The 17068-nt window shown below is 62.8% G+C and carries 18 protein-coding genes; 8 read left to right on the top strand and 10 right to left on the bottom strand.

The features are described 5' to 3' along the window. Nucleotides 1-547: acyl-CoA dehydrogenase family protein (locus tag AC2FNJ_RS12795; RefSeq protein WP_496764699.1), on the bottom strand; the 547-nt coding region annotated here is incomplete at its 3' end. Nucleotides 548-622: 75 nt separating this feature from the next. On the opposite strand from AC2FNJ_RS12795, the gene AC2FNJ_RS12790 reads away from it, so the two are divergent. Beyond that, nucleotides 623-1570, top strand: a complete 948-nt coding sequence (locus tag AC2FNJ_RS12790; protein WP_496764697.1) for a GlxA family transcriptional regulator — start codon at nucleotides 623-625, stop codon at nucleotides 1568-1570. Nucleotides 1571-1600: 30 nt separating this feature from the next. Here AC2FNJ_RS12790 and AC2FNJ_RS12785 read toward each other — a convergent pair whose 3' ends face one another. Both AC2FNJ_RS12785 and AC2FNJ_RS12780 read right to left on the bottom strand, forming a co-directional pair. Next, nucleotides 1601-2590 (bottom strand): sterol desaturase family protein, encoded by a 990-nt coding sequence (locus AC2FNJ_RS12785; RefSeq protein ID WP_496764695.1) that lies wholly within the window; start codon nucleotides 2588-2590, stop codon nucleotides 1601-1603. Nucleotides 2591-2637: 47 nt separating this feature from the next. Beyond that, complete coding sequence (locus AC2FNJ_RS12780) at nucleotides 2638-3393, bottom strand: class II aldolase and adducin N-terminal domain-containing protein (RefSeq protein ID WP_496764693.1); 756 nt, start codon at nucleotides 3391-3393, stop codon at nucleotides 2638-2640. 121 nt (nucleotides 3394-3514) lie between these two features. Here AC2FNJ_RS12780 and AC2FNJ_RS12775 point away from each other — a divergent pair, with 121 nt between their 5' ends. After that, nucleotides 3515-4390, top strand: coding sequence for a LysR family transcriptional regulator (locus AC2FNJ_RS12775; protein ID WP_496764691.1), 876 nt, complete (start codon nucleotides 3515-3517; stop codon nucleotides 4388-4390). 19 nt (nucleotides 4391-4409) lie between these two features. Here AC2FNJ_RS12775 and AC2FNJ_RS12770 read toward each other — a convergent pair whose 3' ends face one another. Next, nucleotides 4410-4838 (bottom strand): VOC family protein, encoded by a 429-nt coding sequence (locus tag AC2FNJ_RS12770; protein ID WP_496764689.1) that lies wholly within the window; start codon nucleotides 4836-4838, stop codon nucleotides 4410-4412. A 111-nt stretch (nucleotides 4839-4949) separates the two neighbouring features. Between AC2FNJ_RS12770 and ade the strand changes: the two genes are divergently transcribed. The 4 genes from ade (at nucleotide 4950) to AC2FNJ_RS12750 (ending at nucleotide 9649) form a co-directional block, all read left to right on the top strand. Continuing rightward, nucleotides 4950-6752, top strand: coding sequence for an adenine deaminase (ade, locus tag AC2FNJ_RS12765; RefSeq protein ID WP_496764687.1), 1803 nt, complete (start codon nucleotides 4950-4952; stop codon nucleotides 6750-6752). Then, a complete protein-coding gene (locus tag AC2FNJ_RS12760) occupies nucleotides 6749-8212 on the top strand; it encodes an AMP nucleosidase (protein WP_496764685.1) in 1464 nt (487 codons plus the stop codon). Before ade ends, AC2FNJ_RS12760 begins: the two co-directional genes overlap by 4 nt. A 130-nt stretch (nucleotides 8213-8342) precedes the next feature. Next, complete coding sequence (locus AC2FNJ_RS12755) at nucleotides 8343-8630, top strand: HU family DNA-binding protein (RefSeq protein ID WP_496764704.1); 288 nt, start codon at nucleotides 8343-8345, stop codon at nucleotides 8628-8630. Nucleotides 8631-8770: 140 nt separating this feature from the next. Then, on the top strand, nucleotides 8771-9649 hold the full coding sequence (locus AC2FNJ_RS12750; RefSeq protein WP_496764684.1) for a DMT family transporter: 879 nt from the start codon (nucleotides 8771-8773) through the stop codon (nucleotides 9647-9649). On the opposite strand, the gene AC2FNJ_RS12745 is transcribed toward AC2FNJ_RS12750, so the two are convergent. Continuing rightward, complete coding sequence (locus tag AC2FNJ_RS12745) at nucleotides 9646-10167, bottom strand: glutathione peroxidase (protein ID WP_496764682.1); 522 nt, start codon at nucleotides 10165-10167, stop codon at nucleotides 9646-9648. The genes AC2FNJ_RS12750 and AC2FNJ_RS12745 overlap by 4 nt on opposite strands. A gap of 141 nt (nucleotides 10168-10308) precedes the next feature. On the opposite strand from AC2FNJ_RS12745, the gene msrB reads away from it, so the two are divergent. After that, nucleotides 10309-10758 (top strand): peptide-methionine (R)-S-oxide reductase MsrB, encoded by a 450-nt coding sequence (gene msrB, locus AC2FNJ_RS12740; protein WP_496764680.1) that lies wholly within the window; start codon nucleotides 10309-10311, stop codon nucleotides 10756-10758. Then, complete coding sequence (msrA, locus tag AC2FNJ_RS12735; RefSeq protein WP_496764679.1) at nucleotides 10755-11267, top strand: peptide-methionine (S)-S-oxide reductase MsrA; 513 nt, start codon at nucleotides 10755-10757, stop codon at nucleotides 11265-11267. Before msrB ends, msrA begins: the two co-directional genes overlap by 4 nt. Nucleotides 11268-11318: 51 nt before the next feature. On the opposite strand, the gene AC2FNJ_RS12730 is transcribed toward msrA, so the two are convergent. The 5 genes from AC2FNJ_RS12730 to AC2FNJ_RS12710 all read right to left on the bottom strand — a co-directional run bounded on the left by AC2FNJ_RS12730 (nucleotide 11319) and on the right by AC2FNJ_RS12710 (nucleotide 16910). Beyond that, a complete protein-coding gene (locus AC2FNJ_RS12730; RefSeq protein WP_496764677.1) occupies nucleotides 11319-13322 on the bottom strand; it encodes a hydantoinase/oxoprolinase family protein in 2004 nt (667 codons plus the stop codon). 73 nt (nucleotides 13323-13395) lie between these two features. After that, complete coding sequence (queG, locus tag AC2FNJ_RS12725; protein ID WP_496764675.1) at nucleotides 13396-14433, bottom strand: tRNA epoxyqueuosine(34) reductase QueG; 1038 nt, start codon at nucleotides 14431-14433, stop codon at nucleotides 13396-13398. 56 nt (nucleotides 14434-14489) lie between these two features. Then, the gene (fzlA, locus tag AC2FNJ_RS12720) at nucleotides 14490-15155 is read right to left on the bottom strand and encodes an FtsZ-binding protein FzlA (RefSeq protein ID WP_496764673.1); all 666 of its coding nucleotides are present in this window, start codon (nucleotides 15153-15155) and stop codon (nucleotides 14490-14492) included. Nucleotides 15156-15212: 57 nt separating this feature from the next. Then, the gene (mtgA, locus tag AC2FNJ_RS12715; RefSeq protein ID WP_496764671.1) at nucleotides 15213-15953 is read right to left on the bottom strand and encodes a monofunctional biosynthetic peptidoglycan transglycosylase; all 741 of its coding nucleotides are present in this window, start codon (nucleotides 15951-15953) and stop codon (nucleotides 15213-15215) included. 39 nt (nucleotides 15954-15992) lie between these two features. Further along, nucleotides 15993-16910: a Hint domain-containing protein gene (locus tag AC2FNJ_RS12710; protein WP_496764669.1), complete on the bottom strand. Its 918-nt coding sequence runs from the start codon at nucleotides 16908-16910 to the stop codon at nucleotides 15993-15995. Nucleotides 16911-17068: the final 158 nt, after the last annotated feature.

The following is a 17068-nucleotide window of genomic DNA, read 5'->3' as shown; positions in this document are numbered from 1 at the left end:
GTTTCTTGGGACCCTTCGGAGTCTGATCCTCACCGGTTGCTATGAACACGATCAGGAAATCCGCATGATCGGCGCCCGAGATGAAATGCTTGGTGCCGTTGACCACCCAATCGCCACCGTCCCGCACGGCGGCGCATTTCATTCCGCGCACATCCGATCCCGCGCTGGGTTCGGTCATGGCCAGCGCGTCCATGCGCTCGCCCCGCACCGCCGGCATCAGATAGCGTTCGACCTGCTCGCCCTCGCAGGCCATCAGGATGTTCTGCGGCCTTCCGAAGAAATGGTTGAGCGCCATCGATCCGCGCCCCAACTCCCGTTCGACCAGCGCAAATTCCAGATGGTTCAGGCCCGCGCAACCGACGCTTTCGGGAAAGTTGCAGGCATAGAACCCCAGTTCGATGGTCTTGCGCTTGATCTCGTCGGCGATCTCTTTTGGCACTTCGCCGGTGCGCTCCACCAGATCTTCGTGAGGATAGATCTCGTTCTCGACAAAGCTTCGCACGGTCGAGGCGATCATTTCCTGTTCGTCGGACAGGCCGTATTGCATTTCACGTCTCCAAGCCGGGTTGCGATTATCCTGACCGGGCTTGCCGTGGCGATCATGCAGAATTAGAACCTGGACATGCAGTTCTGGACAAAATCCCCCTTGGCATCGCAGCAGATCGGCGTCTTGCTGTTCGACGGGTTCTCCAACCACTGCCTTGCGAACACGGTCGAGCCGCTGCGCGCGGCGAACACCTTGTCGGGGCAATCGCTGTACCGTTGGCAATTCCTGTCGCTTGCGCTCGAACCCGTGACCTCTTCTTCCGGACTTCAGGTTTCGCCCCACGACAGGCTCGGCAACGTGTCGGGCGACATGCTGGTGGTCATGCCGTCCTATGGGTTTCGCGAACACGGCGGGTGGAGGACGCAAACGAGCCTGCGCGCGGCGGCAGGCAGGTTCCGCCGATTGGCAGGGATGGATACCGGCAGCTGGCTGCTGGCTGAGGCCGGGCTTCTGGACGGCCACCGCGCCACGATCCATTGGGAGGAATTGACCGGGTTCTCCGAACGTTTCCCCGAGGTCGAGACCTGCCGCGAACGCTTTGTGATCGATGGCAACCGCATCACATGTTCCGGTGCGATGGCGGCATTTGACCTGATCATGCATCTGATCGGGCTGGACCAGGGACAGGCCTTGGCGCTGGAGGTGGCACAGCTGTTCATGACCCGCGATTCCGCGCGGTCGCACGCTGGCGGGGCCGGGTCGGCCAGCGCATTCGTCAACCGCGCCTTGGCGCTAATGCAGGAGCATCTGGAATCTCCGCTGTCGATTCCCGAAATCGCCCGCCGGGTCGGCCGGTCGCAGAAAGTGCTGGAGGCGCGCATGCGCGCGGATCTGGGGGCCAGCCCGGCGCGGGTCTATCGCCGCCTGCGGCTCAACCTGGCGCGCAAGCTCGTGACCGAAACCGACCTGTCCATCGCCGAGATCGCATTGCGCTCCGGCTATGAAGACCCCAGCGCGCTGACCCGCGCTTTCGGCGCCGAGTTTGGCGCAACGCCCAGATCGCTGCGGGCGGTCAACACTTGACCGCCGGGCCGTGGCCCGAACCGGTCCGGCTCAGGTATACATCTGCTTTTTGAAGGCGCGTGTCCGCGCCGTCGCCTCGGCCGACCCGTCGTGGTAGGTGCCGAACCACTTGTCGAACGGTATCTCGGACGTACCGTAGTTGCATTCGAAATACCGGTGATGCAGCTGGTGAAAGAAGTCCCCTGCCCGCGCGGCCTCGGTATCGCCGGCCTTCAATTTTTCGAAGCCGGAATGGGACAGGACCGGGCTGATCTGTTGGAAATAGGCGTGAAACAGCAGGTGCAACGGATGCGACGGCACGATGAGGTGGATGAAGTAGGTCGTGAAGTACAGGAAGTTCTCGAACCAATGGTTCGAGATGCCCGACCACGGCCCGGTATTGACGTTGCGGTGATGCACGGCATGCACGTGCTTGTAGAGTTTCGGGTGATGTTCCAGCCTGTGCACCCAATAGAAGTGCAGCCCCGACCACATCGGGATGAAGAACATCCAGACCACGAACCAGACCAGCGCGCTGGCCCAAGTGACCGTAGGCACATAGGCATTGGCCATCGCCCAGTAGATCACCCATTGATAGAGCGTCGCCACAGTCATCGCGCTGCCGAGCGTCCACCAGATATTGTCCCAGACCTGGTTGCGGAACGTGAAGGTGCCGTTGTCACGGATCAGATCGCGGCGGTCGAATTTCTTGTAGGTTCCCTGCCCCTTGCGCAGAAAGAGCCACCAGTGCAGGCTGCCGGCCACAAGGATCTGCGGCACCATGTTCAGCAGCCAGACACGGAACATCCAGCCCGGCGCGAAGGTCTGCATGGCGTCCAGCGGCGGCAGGAAGACCGCATAGGCGATCACCGCCAGTGCAAGGCACAGGGTCAGCGACGTGATTTGCAGCCAGGCGCCGCTGTACCATTTGAGCACCGCCGACGGGCGCGGCGGCCAGTCGAACAGAGGGTTCAGGCCGACCGGGCCTTCGGGGCGATAGTTCCAGCGGGCGGCTTCGGGATCTTGTGCGGTTTCCGTCATGGGCGTGATCCTTTTGCGTCAGACTGCGCCAGTTTCCGTGCGCCAGGTCAACTGGCGTAGTCGGACCCTTCGGCATCGAGGATGGCTTTGATCTCGCGCATGTGAGCCTCGGCCTGGCCTGGATAGTCTTCGAGTTCCTGCGCGGTCCTTTCGGCGATCTCGTGCGACAGCACGCGCAGCTTCTGACCGGTCTGCAATGCGCGGATGTAGGTTTCCGCGGCGCGCTCGAAGTAATAGAGCCTGTTCAGGGCATCCGCGGTGTCGCTGCCGATCACCAGCACGCCATGATTGCCCATGATCATGACCTTCTTCTTGGGATCGGAGAGCATCGAGGCGCAGCGTTCGCCTTCGCTTTCAAAGGCGAGCCCGCCGAATTGCTCGTCGATGACGTAGCGGTTGTAGAAGGTCGCCGTGTTCTGGTCGATCGGCGGCAAGGTGCTGTCGGCAAGCGAGGCCAGGACAGTGGCGAAGATCGAATGCACATGCATGACGCAGCGCGCGTGCGGGCAGCGCCGGTGGATCGAGCCATGCAGGCCCCAGGCGGTCGGGTCAGGAGCGCCCGGCATCTTCATCGTGTCGGGGTCGTTTGCGTCGAGCAACAGAAGGTCCGACGCCCGGATGCGTTTGAAATGCATCTGGTTCGGATTCATCAGGAACCGGGTGCCGTCATCGTTTACCGCAAGGCTGAAATGGTTCGCCACGCCCTCATGCATGTTGAGCCGTTCGGTCCACCGAAACGCCGCCGCCATGTCGACGCGTTCTTGCCAGTGGTCGATGTTCGGGCGCAGGTTGGCGACACTCATTTCCGATCTCCTTGCCATGATGGCAGTTCCCGTTCCAAAAAACCTGCATCCACTTCGGAAATTTCACCAACGAAAAATTTTCCGGTTTCCCATTAGCTAAGCTAATGGCAAGATTATGATCATGCAGACTTCGCTTCCGCCACTGGGCTGGCTCAGAACCTTCGAAGCGGCCGCGCGGCATCTGTCCTTTACCGGCGCCGCGCGCGATCTCAACATGACGCAAAGCGCGGTGAGCCAGCAGATCAAGTCGCTGGAAGGGTATCTGGGCCAGCGACTGTTTCATCGCAGGCCCAAGGCGCTAGAACTGACCGAGGCCGGAATCACCTATTTGCCGGTCGTCCGGGACGCGTTCCGAACGCTGGTGCGCGGGACGCAAGCCGTGACGGGGACTCCGCAGAACACCGTTCAGGTGCAGTGCAACATCACCTTTGCGGTGAACTGGCTGGGGCCGCGCTTGCCCGCGTTCCGCGCGCTGCATCCGGATGTTCCGCTGAGCATCTTCACCGAGTTGTGGGAACCGCGCGAAATGGCCGAGGGTGCGGCGGTGGAAATCCGATACTCGCTAAGGCCCGCGGACACTGTGCGGACCGAGCTTCTGAAAACCGATTGTTGCTACCCCGTGTGTGCACCCGGCTATCCGGTGACACTCGACAACCTTGCCGGCCAGCCTCTCTATGACTGCTCGAACCTGTTGTCGAACTGGGCAAGCTGGGCCGAGGATCAGGGGCTGGACTGGCCCGACCCACCGATAACCTATGCCACGACCTATATGGTGGGGCTTTCGGTGGCGATGGCCGGCGGGGGGCTGTGCCTGGCTCATGACACGATCGCGTTGCGGCTTTTGCAGGACGGGCGGCTGGTGGCGCCGTTCGAACATCGCGCGCCGATGCCCGAGGCGTATTACCTGTTGCTGTCCCCCCAGGCCGAGCAGATGCCGGGCGCTCTGGCGTTCGCCGATTGGATCCGGTCCGAAATCGCCGCGGACACTTCTGACTGATGCACCGATCGCCGCGGGATCAGGTTGCATCCTTCGGCCGACTGGGCACCCAGGCATAGCCGTTCTCGCAGAGGATATAGGCTTCGCGCAGACCATGCGGCTTGTCGGTCGCCGCTTGCAGAATCGTTGCACCCGCCGATTTCGCGATCTCCACCGCCGCATCCGGATCGGTGTCGAAAAGGCGGATTTCCGCGCCTGCGCCGCGCGGGGGCGTCTCGGGCAAAAGACCAAGCAGCGGGTTGGAATGATAGGTGCCATCGGCGTGAAGTTGGAACACCTCATCTCCATAGGTGACGATTGCGAAATCCGCGGTGGCCTGGTGGCATTTCATGCCAAAAACAGTCTCTAAAAAGGCGCATTCCGCCTTCACGTCCCGCACGAGCAGGTTCAGCCCCATACCGCGCAGCGAGCGGCCGAACGTGTCGGCATCCGTCGATTCATAATCCATGACCGAAGCTTTAGCCGTGCCGAACCGCCGGTCAAGGCGCGCGCCACGAATGTCTCACGGATGCCGCACGCCGGGGGTTGCGCCTGCCTGCACATTCGGGAAAGTTGAGCCATGGAACACGTACCATTCCCAAGCTGGCCCGATGTCGCCCCCCGCCTGATTGCCGTTGCCGCCGGACGCGATGCCGCGGACATGGTCATCCGTAACGGCATCTGGGTCAATGTCCACAGCCGCGAAGCCCTGCCAAATCACTCCATCGCCATTGCCGAGGGGAGAATCGCATTTGTCGGCCCCGACGCCTCGCATTGCATCGGACCCGGCACCCGGATCATCGAGGCACGGGGCCGCTACATGATTCCCGGTCTTTGCGATGCCCACATGCATATCGAATCGGGGATGCTGACACCGGCCGAGTTCGCCCGCGCGGTGATCCCGCATGGCACCACGTCGATGTTCACCGACCCGCATGAGATCGCCAATGTGCTGGGGCTGGACGGGGTGCGGATGATGCATGACGAAGCGCTGATGCAGCCGGTCAACATCTTCACCCAGATGCCGTCCTGCGCCCCGTCGGCGCCGGGGCTGGAAACCACCGGATACGAGATCACGCCGGCTGACGTGGCCGAGGCTATGACCTGGCCCGGCATCATCGGGCTGGGCGAGATGATGAACTTTCCCGGCGTGATCAACGCCGACCCCAAGATGCTGGCCGAAATCGCCGCCACCCAGCGGGCCGGGAAGACCGTGGGCGGACATTACGCTTCGCCTGATTTAGGGTCTGATTTCGCCGCCTATGTTGCCGGCGGGCCGGCCGACGACCACGAAGGCACCTGCGAGGCCGACGCCATCGCCCGCGTGCGGCAGGGGATGCGGTCGATGATGCGGCTGGGCTCGGCCTGGTACGACGTGGAAAGCCAGATCACCGCCGTCACCGAAAAGGGGTTGGACCCGCGCAACTTCATCCTGTGCACCGATGACTGCCATTCCGGCACGCTGGTCAACGAGGGCCACATGAACCGCGTCGTGCGCCATGCCATCGCCTGTGGCTGTGACCCGTTGATCGCGCTGCAGATGGCGACGATCAACACGGCGACCCATTTCGGGTTGGAGCGTGAAATCGGCTCGATCGCGCCAGGACGCCGGGCGGACGTGATCCTGAGCTCGGACCTGACCGAATTGCCGGTCGAGATGGTCATCGCGCGCGGGCAGGTGGTGGCCGAAAACGGCGCGATCACCGTGGACTGCCCGCATTTCGCGTGGCCCGAACGGGCGCGCAACACGGTGAAGCTCGGCCATGAACTGACCGCGGCCGATTTCGAGATCCATGCCCCCCAAGGCGCGAACCACGTCCGCGCGAACGTGATCGGTGTGGTCGAAAATCAGGCTCCGACAAAGGCTCTCAAGGCTGATCTGCCTGTGATCGGAGGGCTGGTCGAAGGCGACGGCGACATCTGCCAGATCGCGTTGGTCGAACGCCACCGCGGCACGGGCGGAGTCACCAACGCCTTTGTGTCCGGCTTTGGCTACGAGGGGCGGATGGCGATGGCTTCGACCGTGGCGCATGACAGCCACCACATGATCGTCGTGGGTACCGACCGCGCGCAGATGGCGCTGGCGGCGAACCGGTTGGCCGAGGTCGGCGGCGGAGTCACGATCTACAGGGACGGCCAGGAATTGGCCCTGGTCGAGTTGCCGATCGCCGGCCTCATGTCGGACAGCCCGGCCGCCGAGGTCGCCGCCAAGGCGCAGGCGATGGTCCAGGCGATGCAGGACTGCGGATGCGATCTCAACAACGCATACATGCAGCACTCGCTATTGGCCCTGGTCGTCATCCCCGAGCTTCGGATTTCGGATCTGGGCCTGGTGGATGTCCGTACCTTTGAAAAGATCGACCTTCTGGAAACGTTGGAATGACAAGAACAAGAACGCCCGACTCCCTTGCCCCAGCCTCCTTCACCGACCCGGAAGCCGCCGTCGCGCGGCTGGAAGAGCTGTATGCGCAGGCGACCCAGTTCCTGTGCGACAGCTTTGCCTGCGCCCTGCGCCAGGGCGCCCCGTCGGAGCGATACCGCGCGTTCTATCCCGAAATCCGCATCCGAACGACCTCTTATGCCCAGGTGGACAGCCGGCTGAGCTTTGGCCATGTGTCCGAACCCGGCGTCCACGCGACGACGGTAACGCGCCCGGACCTGTTCCGATCCTACCTGACGCAACAGATTGCCTTGCTGATCCGCAATCACGGCCAACCGGTGACGATCGGGCCGTCCGATACGCCGATCCCGGTGCATTTCGCGGTCGCGAACAACCACGAACTGGTGGTGCCGCATCAGGGTGCCGCCGGATTCACGCTTCGCGATGTCTTTGACGTGCCGGATCTATCCACGACCAACGACGACATCGTCAATGGCGTTCATGCCCCGGAGAACGGCACCGGACCGCTGGCCTTGTTCACCGCGCAGAGGATCGACTATTCACTGGCGCGATTGGCGCATTATACCGCGACCGACCCGGAGCATTTCCAGAACCACGTTCTGTTTACCAACTACCAGTTCTATGTTTCTGAGTTCGAAGCCTACGCCCGGGCGCAACTCGCCGATCCGGACAGCGGATACACGCGGTTCGTGTCCACCGGCAATGTCGAGATCTCCGATCCTGACACACCCATCGAAACGCCGCTGAAGCTGCCGCAGATGCCCACCTATCACCTGAAGCGCGAGGACGGTTCGGGCATCACGCTGGTCAATATCGGCGTCGGTCCGTCCAATGCCAAGACGGCGACCGACCACATCGCGGTGCTGCGCCCGCATGCCTGGCTGATGGTGGGGCATTGCGCCGGGCTGCGGAACACGCAGGCGCTGGGGGATTTCGTTCTGGCCCACGCCTATCTGCGCGAGGACAAGGTGCTGGACGACGACCTTCCGGTCTGGGTACCGATTCCGCCACTGGCGGAAATCCAGATCGCGCTGGAAAACGCGGTGGCCGAAGTGACCGAGCTCGAAGGCTATGAACTCAAGCGCATCATGCGAACGGGCACGGTCGCATCCGTCGACAACCGGAACTGGGAGTTGCGCGAGCATTCCGGCCCGGTGCAGCGGCTCAGCCAGTCGCGCGCCATCGCGCTGGACATGGAAAGCGCCACCATCGCCGCGAACGGGTATCGGTTTCGCGTGCCCTATGGCACGTTGCTGTGCGTTTCGGACAAGCCCCTGCACGGCGAATTAAAGCTTCCGGGCATGGCCTCGGCGTTCTATAAGACCCAGGTGAGCCGCCATCTGGCCATCGGAATCCGGGCAATGGAGATGCTCAGAGGAATGCCTTTGGAGCGTTTGCACAGCCGGAAATTGCGGTCTTTCGACGAAACCGCGTTTCTCTGAAGCAAAAAAGCAACGAAATCCCCATATTTTTGGGTATTTCTACGCTACTATTCGTTGTGTTCCCCCACAATATGCCGTTAGAGTTACGCGATGAGGCCCTATGGATCGGGCACTGCAAGGAGACCAAGAAATGGCAAAGCCTATGACCAAAACTCAGTTGGTTGCTGCTCTCGCTGAGGAAATGGGAACAGACAAGAAATCCGCCAACGCCGCGCTTGAGGCCATCACCGGTGTGATCACCCGTGAAGTGTCCGCCGGCGGCGCCGTCACCCTGCCGGGCGTCGGCAAGATCTATTGCCGCGAGCGCCCGGAGCGTCAGGTGCGCAACCCCGCCACCGGCGAGACCTTTACCAAGGAAGCCGACAAGGTGGTCAAGATGACCATCGCCAAGGCACTGAAGGACAGCGTGAACAGCTGATCCGGGCCACATTCGGATTCGGAAAGGGCCGCGTTTGAGCGGCCCTTTCTTTTTGCGCGCCGGGAACGGCTGGATTCAGCTTCTTGCGGGGCGCCAAAAAATCGGAAACAGTCCCGGAAGTCGTCAGAGGGGGATAGGTCGTGGACTTGCGCGCAATCGCCATGGGGTTGGCCTTTGCATTCATGTGGTCTTCGGCCTTCACCTCGGCCCGGATCATCGTCACCGATGCATCGCCCCTGTTTTCGCTGGCCCTTCGGTTTCTCATCTCGGGCCTGCTCGGCGTGTGGATCGCCCGGCTCATGGGCCAGAGCTGGCACCTGACCGGATCGCAGTGGTACGCGACCATCCTGTTCGGCATCTGCCAGAACGCCCTTTATCTGGGTCTGAATTTCTATGCGATGCAGACCGTCGAGGCATCGGTCGCCGCGATCATCGCGTCGACCATGCCGCTTTTGGTGGCGCTGGCCAGCTGGATCCTGTTTCGGGAAACACTGCGCCCGCTGGGCATCCTGGGGCTCGTTGCCGGATTTGCCGGAGTCGCCCTGATCATGGGCGCCCGGATCACGGCCGGCGTGGACCAGTTCGGGGTCGCCCTTTGCGGCATCGGCGCCCTGGCGCTGACTTTTGCCACCCTCGCCGTGCGGGGCGCGACGTCGGGCGGAAACTTCATGATGGTGGTGGGATTGCAGATGCTGGTGGGCTCGGCAGTGCTGTTCGCCGCCGCCCCTGTGTTCGAGACGATTCGGATCAACCCGACGCTGCCGCTGGCTTTGGCTTTCGCCTATACCACCTTGATCCCCGGCCTGACCGCAACGCTCGTCTGGTTCCTGCTGCTCAACCGCATCGGGGCGATCCGCGCGGCGACCTTCCACTTTTTGAACCCGGTCTTCGGCGTCGCCATTGCCGCCGCTCTGCTGGGTGAGCGTGTCGGCCCCTTGGATGCCATCGGCGTGGCCGTCACGACCATCGGCATCCTCGCGGTTCAACTGTCCCGGCAGCCTGCGCCAAAGCCGGCCTAAGGCAGCAGGGCCTCGATCTGTTTCAGCAGCTTGCGCGAATCCGGTCGCGTCGTCGAACCGAAGGTGGCCACGACGGACCCATCCGGCCCGAGCAGGACTTTGTTGAAATTCCACTGCGGTTCGAACCCGGTCTGCGCCTTCACCGCCTTGAAGAAGTCATGCGCATTCGCGCCTTTGACGGATGTGATGTCGGTCATCGGCAAGGTCAGATCATAGTTGAGTTCGCAGAATTCCTTTACCTCGGCCGCGCTGTCCAGTTCCTGATTGAAATCGTCCGAAGGCACGGCCAGAACCACCAGTCCGCGTGCGCGGTAGGTGTCATAGACCTGTTGCATCGCCGCGTACTGGCCGGTGAAGCCGCATTGAGAGGCCGTGTTCACGACGAGAACGGGACCACCGCGCCACTCCGTCAACGACAAGGTGCCGCCGTCAATCGAGTCGAACTCGCCTGAAACCGGAGCCGCCTGCGCGATCTTTCCGACGGCCAGAAGAAGAGCAAGAATCAGAATACGAGCCATCATGACCTCCCTTTCCGAAGAATACGCCCGGGGCTATCTTTCGGATCACCTGCACGTCTGCGAGAGGGGAATGAAACATGGCTTTGCTTTCCGGCCGGGCACCCCATCTACTGCGCTGACGCATTATGCACAGGAGGTGCCATGACACGCTACAAAAAGTGCCCAGATGCCATCGCCGCGCTTTCTCCCGAGGAGTTCCACGTCACGCAGCGCAATGGAACCGAGCGCCCCGGCACTGGCAAACACCTCAACAACAAGGAACCGGGGATCTATGTGGACATCGTATCCGGCGAACCGCTGTTCGCGTCCACGCACAAGTATGAATCGGGCTGCGGCTGGCCCAGCTTCACCAAACCCATCGAGCCCGCGCATATCGAGGAACTCGAGGATCGCAGCCTGGGCATGATCCGGACCGAAGTACGCTCGAAACACGGCGACAGCCATCTGGGCCATGTCTTTCCGGATGGACCGCTGCACCATGGGGGGCTACGCTATTGCATCAACTCGGCCGCGCTGCGCTTTGTGCATCGCGACGACATGGAGGCCGAGGGGTACGGAGACTATTTGCACCACGTGGAGGACGCAGAATGACCGAACATCGTGCCGTGCTGGCCGGCGGTTGCTTTTGGGGAATGCAGGATCTGATCCGGAAACTCCCGGGTGTCCTGCGGACCCGTGTGGGCTATACCGGCGGCGACGTACCCAACGCCACCTACCGCAACCACGGAACCCATGCGGAAGGCATCGAGATCTGGTTCGACCCCGACCGGATCTCGTACCGCCGCCTGCTGGAGTTCTTCTTTCAGATCCACGATCCCACGACGCCGAATCGCCAGGGCAACGACATCGGCATGAGCTATCGTTCGGCGATCTATTTCGTGGATGATGAGCAGAAGCAGATCGCACTGGACACGATTGCCGATGTGGACGCAAGCGGATTGTGGCCCGGCAAGGTCGTCACCGAAGTGGAGCCGGTCGGCGATTTCTGGGAAGCCGAACCGGAACATCAGGATTACCTGGAGCGGATCCCCAATGGCTATACCTGCCATTTCCCGCGTCCGGATTGGGTTCTGCCCCGACGGGTGGACGCGGCGGAATAGAGACCGCAACACGCCATCGAACGGGAGCGCGGCCGGCGGCCGCGCCCCGGTCTATCCAACTGCGACACGCGGGCGGCCGCTGGCTTCGACGGTGAGCATGCCTTCAACGAACACGTCCCGCCCTTCGACCTGAGCGGTTCGGATATCGCGTTCGACCAGAACCCGGATGTTTTCGGCACCCGCTGCCCTGGCCGCATGTTCGGCGGTGGACCGCAGGGTTGCCTCGAGCAGGGAAAGCGCCTCTTCCGAGTCGCTGAAGTCTTCCGGACCTTCTTCGAGATGCACCCGGTATCGGCCTTCGGACGGGCTGGTGACGGTGCCTGCACAGCGAAATGTCACCCGCCCGACCACAGCGCCGATGGCATTCGCGACACCGGCATGTTCGGGCAGGATCATCCTGGTGCGCAGGCGCTGCCCAACTGCCGGATAATAGGTCGGGGCCGAAGCGCCAAGCCCCACAACATCGACATTGAGGGCAGCGTCGAGGGCCACGAGTCCGCGATGACGCGACAGACCCTTTTGAGTGAGCACATGTCGCGCAAGTTGCTCGGGCGGCAGGTCGAAGTCCTCGCCTTCTTCGCTGAATGCGGTCTCCAGCAAGGTCAATGTGGTCTGTTCGGTCAGTTGGTCCACGATCATCTGCGCCAACTGTTCCGGACTGTCGGCCAGCCGTTCGCCCGAACCGACGCGTTTGCGGGCAAAGAGTTCAAGCCCCTTGCGCGCCGCCGCGCCGTCCCACGAGTCCAGGCGCCCCAGAACGTGACAGGCATCGGAGGGCGTCACGCCGGAAACCTGCACGATACCCCGATCCACCAGCCGCGCCAGCGCCCCGTTTTCCATTCGGGTTCTCAGCAAGGCACCCAAAGGCAGCACCCGTCCGCCAAGCCGTTCCAGCAGGATCGTTTCGCGCGCACCGACGCCGTCGACAGGAACGCCGGAGACGGCCCGGACGAAACGGCCATCATGCTCGCCCACTGTGGTCGATCGAAGCTGTTCGTCCAGCGCAGCATGCACCACCTCGGGCGCTTCGGCCGCGATCAGGGACACCGGCAATACCCGGCGCGGCCCCAGATGCACGCCGCCGCCCAGCCCCTCGGTGACGACGTGCACCTGACTGTCGCCGCCCAGCCCATGCGTGCGCATCGCCACCGCTTCCACCATGGTCCGGAACCCGCCGACGCGCGCGCCTGCCGGGTCGATCGCAGGTTTTCCGCCACGGATCAGGGCCACGTCGGTGGTTGTGCCTCCGATATCCGACACCAGCGCATCGTCGACTCCAGTCAACCAGCGCGCCCCGACGATCGAGGCGGCCGGGCCGCTCAGGATGGTTTCGATGGGCCGTTCGCGCGCCTGATCCGCACTCATCAACGCGCCGTCGCCGCGGACCACCATCATCGGCGCGGTAATTCCCAGATCGCGCAGCGTGTCCTGGGCGCGCCCGATCAACCGGTCGATCATGCCGATCAGCCGGGCGTTCAGAACGGCGGTGAGGGCGCGTTTCGGCCCGTTGAGCTTTGCCGACAGATGGTGCGAACAGGTGACTAGCGCACCGGTCCTTTCAGCGATGATCCGTGCGGCCTCCAACTCGTGCGCGGGGTTGCGCGTGGCGAATTGCGCGGCGACGGCAAAGCCTGAAATTCCCGTGTTGGTGTCCAAAAACCGTTCCAGTGCCGGCGTATCCAGCGCCATCACCTCATTGCCGGCATGGCTGTGCCCGCCGGAAATCACCAATGCGGGATCTCCCTTGAGCGCCTGCCTGAGACCATGCTTGTCCAGATCGCCCTCGCGAAACCCGATATAGATCAATGCCACGCGGCCACCCTGGCCCTCGACCAGGGCGTTCGTCGCCAGCGTCGTGGACAATGAAGCCAAAAATACATCGCCGGGCGCAACACCGGCCTCGGCCAGCACGGCCGAAATCGCCCGCCCGACTCCGATGGCCAGATCGGTTCGCGTCGTCAGCGACTTGGCGGAGGCGATCACCTCCTTTTCGTTCCGCACCAGCACCGCGTCGGTATAGGTTCCACCGGTGTCGACACCCAAAGCCAGGGCCATCTGGTTCCTCCATGAAATCCACTGACGGTGGGTGTAGCGAGCTGGCGCGACGCGTCCAGCCTGTTTGCGTCACTTACGACAATTGTTTCACCGCCCAGCGCGCGGCGTCGGCAACGACCGGGTCGGGATCGTCAGTCAGAGCCTGAGCCGACGGCAACAGATCGGCACTGCCCGAGTTTCCGATCGCATAGAGGACATTTCGCACGAACCGGTTGCGCCCGATCCGCTTGATCGCGGACCCCGAGAACATCGCGCGGAACGCAGCATCGTCCAGCGCCGCAAGGTCACTGAGCTTGGGCGCCTTCAACGCATCCCGTGCCGCATACCGCATGTCGCTTGCCTTGACGGCAAACTTGTTCCAGGGGCACACCGCCAGACAATCGTCACAGCCAAAGATGCGGTTGCCCAGTTTGCCGCGCAGCTCTTCGTCCACCGGCCCTTTGTGTTCGATGGTCAGGTAGGAGATGCAGCGCCGTGCATCCAACTGGTACGGGGCCGGAAACGCCTCGGTCGGGCAGATGTCCAGACAGGCGCGACAAGACCCGCACCGGTCGATTTCCGGCGCGTCCCTTGGCAGGTCAAGGGTAGTAAAGACAGACCCCAGGAAAGCCCAGTTGCCCCAATCGCGACTGACGAGATTGGTATGCTTGCCCTGCCAGCCAAGGCCGGCCGCCTGCCCCAGCGCCTTTTCGGGAACGGGGGCCGTGTCCACGAAAACCTTCACCTCGCCGCCCGCTTCGGCGATCAGCCAGCGCGCGAGGCGTTTGAGGCGCTTCTTGACCAGATCGTGATAGTCCCTGTTCTGCGCATAGACCGAGATCGCCCCCCGTTCGGGCCGCGCCAGAACGTCCATCGGATCATGCTCGGGCGTGTAGCTTTCGGCCAGCATGATGACGGACCGGGCCTCGGGCCACAGCGCGGCCGGATCCGCGCGCCAATGGGTCCGCTCGGCCATCCAGCCCATCTGTCCGTGATATCCCGCATCTAGAAACGCGGCCAGGCGTTGCCGGACATGCGGAACATCCCAGGGCCGGCAGACGCGGCAGGCCACAAACCCCTCGGACAGGGCCTGCGTGACCAGTCTTTCCTTAAGGCCGGAGGTGTTCTTCATCTGGCACTCGACATCCGCAGGCGGCCGACCCGGACGGTCGGTCCGGCCCCTTGATATCAGAAATCCAGATCGGCGTAATGGGCCGGCGGACGAAAACCGGGCACCTGATCGGCCAGGATCGAGCGAAAGGCCGGGCGTGACTTGATCTTGGCATACCAGTCCTTGACCACCGGGCTTCGGTTCCAATCCACGTCCGAGATGTAATCCAGCGCCGAAAGATGCGCGGCGGCGGCGAAATCCGCCAGCGTCATCTGATCCCCGGCCAGCCAGCGCCGGTGGTCCAGCAGCCACGCCATGTAATCGAGGTGGTACTTGATCGCCCGCGCGCCTTCCTTGACGTTTTTGCTGTCGGGATAGCCCTGCCCGGTCACTTTCTTGTTGACCCGTTCATAAAGGAGTTTCGACGTCACTTCCTGATGGAACTTGTCGTCGAACCACCCGACCAGACGGCGCACCTCGAACCGGGCCTCGGGTTCCTTGGGCAGCAATGCGGGGTCAGGTCGCGTTTCCTCGACATATTCGCAGATTGCCGCGCTTTCCGACAGGACACGCCCGTCCAGTTTCAAAACGGGGATTTTTCCGGCCGGGTTTCGGCGCAGGAAATCGGGGTCGCGCTCCCAATAGCGTTCTTCGACCAGTTCGACTTCGATCTTTTTCTCCGCAAGGGACAAACGGACCTTGCGGCAGAACGGAGATAGGGGAACGTGGAACAGTCTCGCCATGGAATTCCGATTCAGCCAAAAGTACTCCCCAGCAATAGCCTTGCGGGGCTTGCGGTTTCAATCCTCGAAACAATCCGCGCGGCCATCTGCGCGAATGGTGGCCGCTCCGTCACGGATGGCGGCAGCGCGCCGGCGGGTTCGCACCGAAGGGTCGGAGACCGACCGGTGCCGCGGTGACGGCAGGATGGCCGCCAGACGGGCCGCCTGAACCGGCGAAAGCGCATCGGCGCCCACGCCGAAATACCGTCGCGAGGCGGCCTCGACCCCGAAAACCCCCTCGCCCATTTCGGCGACGTTCAGATAGACCTCGAGAATTCGGCGCTTGGTCCAGACCAGCTCGACCACGGGCGTGATGGACGTCTCCAACGCCTTGCGGACCCAGCTGCGCCCCTGCCAGAGAAAAACGTTCTTGACCACCTGTTGGGAAATCGTCGAGGCGCCACGCGCGCCGCCATCCTCCAGCGCGGCGCGGATCGCGACCACGTCGAATCCCCAGTGCAGGCAGAAGTTCGCATCCTCGGCCGCGACGGCCGACCGCGCCATGACCGGGGCGATCTGCTCCATCGGCACCCAGTCGCGTTCGATCCGCCCCAAACGCCGCCATTCGGCCCACATCGTATGCGTGACCGGAGGGTTGACGACAGCGAACAGAAATACCAGCGCCAGGACCAACACGGCCAGAATCGCAACGCCGCGCGAAACGAACCGCATGACCCGGCGCAACAACGCCGGGTTTCGTTTCGATTTGGAACCGGTTTTCTTTCTGCCGCCTGCCTTGCGTGCTGCTTTCTTCGCCATGCCTCAGCTATACGAGGCCCGGCGCGCCGGGGGAATGCCCTAAATCGCGACCAGGGCCGCCTCGTAGGATTTCAGAACCGGCCGAGCCGCCAGAAACGCGTGTCTGCTGTCGCGATCCAGTTCGGGGAACAAGGCGCAGAGTTCCGCCTGCGTCTTTCGGTCCGACTGCGTGAGCGCGTTGCCCGGGAAGTAGCTTTCACTGGCGGCACCGTTGGCGAAAATCACCTCGTGCTGCGCGAACAGGAGGTGGATGTATTCCACGGTTCCGCCTTCCACTCGCGTCACGGTGGTGCCGTTGACCAGCGTGTGCGCCGCCGCCAGCACTTCCTTGTGGCCAAAGAAATACGCGGACCGCCAATCATCGATCAGCATCCGGTGCTGCGGCGATACTGTCAGCGGAAGCGTCAGGCCCAGAATGCCCGCTTCGAACCGCACCGGCGCCAGCTTTCCCCGTGCCTCCACCCGCGTGCGTCCGATCCACAGAACCGGCTGCGGGCCGTGATCTGCGGTCATGACCAGATCGCCCGGTTTCAAATCCTCGATCGCGCGCGCGCCATCTGGCGTCTCGATCATCGTTCCCGGTGTGAAACACGGCGGTCCGAGGTCACCCGGCACGTCCAACGGACCCTGTGTGTTCACGAAAGTGGAGCTCACGAAAGTTCCGTTCTGAAGAACCTGCCCGTCGGTCGGGGTGAAGTAACGTCCGCCGCCGCTCAGATAAAAGGTCGTCCCCACATAGGTCACTTCGCCGACGCCAGGCACGTTTATCGTGACCGTGTCTCCGGGCCACGATGCCGTGACATCGGCCCCGTTCACGGTGTCGCCACCCGGAGCCTCGATATCTCCGTCGTCGTTCTGATCCACGAAGTCCAGTCTTTGGAATGTCAGAAGAGTGCCGGGGGCCGGGGGCGCCGCGGGGTCCATCGCAAAAAACTGATCGTTATACGTCGTGGGCATAGATCACTCCCGTTCGCACCAATACCACCGATACAGAGATACTGATCAAATCGGCCAAATTGCGGTGGAAGTTCGTCCATTTCTCGCTGCATGGCAAGGTGGACGAAAAAAGTTTGGTAGCGACCCCACGCGCGGACGTGGCGCGTGGGGCGCGGGTG

It is taken from the genome of Ruegeria sp. BHSB196 (assembly GCF_059613135.1).
Note: the sequence above shows the minus strand (reverse complement) of the source record. Positions and strands in the feature narration are given on the sequence as shown.